This is a genomic window from Anaerolineales bacterium, from assembly GCA_022866145.1.
Taxonomy (GTDB): domain Bacteria; phylum Chloroflexota; class Anaerolineae; order Anaerolineales; family E44-bin32; genus PFL42.
The window spans coordinates 1-2,167 of sequence record JALHUE010000535.1; the positions used below are offsets into that span (position 1 = coordinate 1).

At 66.3% G+C, this 2,167-nt stretch carries 4 protein-coding genes; all 4 read left to right on the forward strand.

Annotated elements, in window-relative coordinates:
* Positions 1–234 (forward strand): Smr/MutS family protein (locus MUO23_15275; GenBank protein ID MCJ7514312.1); only part of this gene is annotated, 234 nt, incomplete at its 5' end.
* Between the two features lie 348 nt (positions 235–582).
* A complete protein-coding gene (locus tag MUO23_15280) occupies positions 583–927 on the forward strand; it encodes a hypothetical protein (protein MCJ7514313.1) in 345 nt (114 codons plus the stop codon).
* Positions 928–959: 32 nt separating this feature from the next.
* A complete protein-coding gene (locus MUO23_15285) occupies positions 960–1,577 on the forward strand; it encodes a DNA-3-methyladenine glycosylase I (protein ID MCJ7514314.1) in 618 nt (205 codons plus the stop codon).
* A 2-nt stretch (positions 1,578–1,579) separates the two neighbouring features.
* Positions 1,580–2,134, forward strand: a complete 555-nt coding sequence (locus tag MUO23_15290) for a chromate transporter (GenBank protein MCJ7514315.1) — start codon at positions 1,580–1,582, stop codon at positions 2,132–2,134.
* The last annotated feature ends 33 nt before the right edge of the window (positions 2,135–2,167 follow it).

The following is a 2,167-nucleotide window of genomic DNA, read 5'->3' on the forward strand; positions in this document are numbered from 1 at the left end:
GACCTGCGCGGCCAAGCAGCCGACGAGGCGCTTGACGAGTTGGAGCGGCGCCTGGACGCGGCCTACCTGGCCGGCGTCCCGTTCCTGCGGATTATTCACGGCAAGGGGACGGGCAAACTGCGCCAGGCGGTGCGGCAGGCGTTGCGCGGCAATCCGTATGTGGCTTCGTTCGAGGCCGGTACCGAAGGGGAGGGCGGCGACGGGGTGACCGTCGTCCTGCTGGCCGTGCGCTGACCGCCCGCACAGGACCCTAGGCGGGCTTGTGCCGGCAAGCCTTGTGTTTCTAGAATCCCCATGAGTGCCCCGCCGGGTGTTGGTCGTCGCCGTCGGGTTCCCGCCCGGCACCGAAGCCTCAGCCGCCCTTTCTTGTTCCCTCCCCATGTCTTGGGATGTCTTGCTGCGTTCGAGGTTCCGCCCGACCGCCCCAGTGATTCTTGCACGCCCTGAGCAATGCCCGCTCCGGTCCCGCGCCGGAGCCGCCCTCGGCGGCTGACCACCGGCCACGTCGCCAAGGACAGGTTGCACATCCCCCGGCTTTGGGGTTCACTATGGGCGCGGTCGGTCTCGACCAGGAGGCGGAGCATGGACACGTTGGCCCTGGCACTGGCGCCGGCGGTGATCGCCAGCATCGCCCTGCAGCAGCTGCTCGAGCTGGCGGATCCGTTCCTGGGAATGGGGATCAAGCGTTACAAGAAGCCGATCCTGAGCGCGATCTCCCTGGTTCTGGCGCTGACCGTCTGCCTGGTCTTCGGCTTCCGGCTGCTGGCGCCGCTCGGGATTGTGCGCTCGAACGCCCTAGATATCCTGGTGACCAGCCTGTTCATCACCGGTGGCGTGAAGAGCTTCAACGACCTGCTCAAATGGGTCGGCTACAGCAAGGAATCCCGCAAAGCCGGTCTGGCGGCCGAGCAGGTGCAGCGCGTCTGAGCCCGGGCGTTGAAGGGACCCCCCGAGACCGAATGACCGACGACCTGCCGCGCTGCTTCGGTACCGGCGATCCGCTGATGACGGCCTATCACGATCTCGAATGGGGAGTCCCGGTGCGCGACGACCAGGCCTTGTTCGAGAAGCTGGTGCTGGACAGCTTCCAGGCCGGCCTGTCGTGGCGGACCATACTGTACAAGCGGGACAACTTCCGCCGAGCCTTCCACGGATTCGATCCGACTCGGATTGCGGGTTACGGCCCACGGGACATCGAGCGCCTGATGCGGGATGCGGGAATCGTGCGGAATCGACTGAAGATCGAAGCCGCCATCGGCAATGCCCGCACCTATCTCCAGCTTCGGGAAAGCCGCAGCTCCTTCTCGGACTACCTGTGGGGGTTCACCGAACAGCGCGTGTTTCGCGGCCCGCCCTCGCGCAGCTGGAAGACGGTTCCCACCCGCACCGTCCTCTCGGATGCCATGGCGAAGGATCTCAAGGCTCTCGGCTTTCGGTTCGTTGGCACGACCATCTGCTACGCCTTCATGCAGGCTGTCGGCATGGTGGATGACCACCTGACGACCTGCCACCGCTACTGCCCCGACGACCGTCCGCCCGCTCGGCGAGGGCGCTCGGCCTCCCGCCCCAAGGAGTGAGTATGCTGCTCTGGCAGCTCTTCGTGCTGTTTGCGCGGGTGGCACTGTTCTCTTGGGGAGGCGGACCGGCTTCGCTGGCCTTGATGCAGCGCGAGACCATGGCGGCCGGCTGGTTGACGGCGGAGGAATTCGCCGATGCTGTGGCAATCGGCAATGCGCTCCCAGGGCCAATCGCCCCCCAGGTATCGGCCTTCATCGGCTACAAGCTGGCGGGCACCGCCGGGGCGATCTCGGCCGTCACCGGCACTGTCCTGCCGACGACGCTCCTGATGCTGGTGATGGTGATCTTCTTTTTCGGGATCAAGGACAGCCCGGCCGTCCAGGCGATGCTGCGCGCCGTCCGTCCGGTGGTGATCGGCCTGCTGCTGTGGACGGCTTACGCCATGGCCAGCAGCGTGCTCAAGGTCTCGACGTTGGGTTGGCCGGCGGCATTGCGCCAGGGGTGGGACGCGGTGATTATCGCCCTGGGGACTTTCCTGTTGCTGACTCTCACCACCGTCAACCCGGTCTACATCATCCTGGGGTCGGCGCTCTTCGGCTACCTGGTCTATCGCTAGCCGCCTCTCGGCTCGGCCAGTCCGGGCCGAGAC

What these genes read in the sequence shown, in the direction of transcription:
- MUO23_15285 (MCJ7514314.1), top strand. Translation starts at nt 960, where the DNA reads ATGACCGACGACCTGCCGCGCTGCTTCGGTACCGGCGATCCGCTGATG.
- MUO23_15290 (MCJ7514315.1), top strand. Translation starts at nt 1,580, where the DNA reads ATGCTGCTCTGGCAGCTCTTCGTGCTGTTTGCGCGGGTGGCACTGTTC.
- MUO23_15280 (MCJ7514313.1), top strand. Translation starts at nt 583, where the DNA reads ATGGACACGTTGGCCCTGGCACTGGCGCCGGCGGTGATCGCCAGCATC.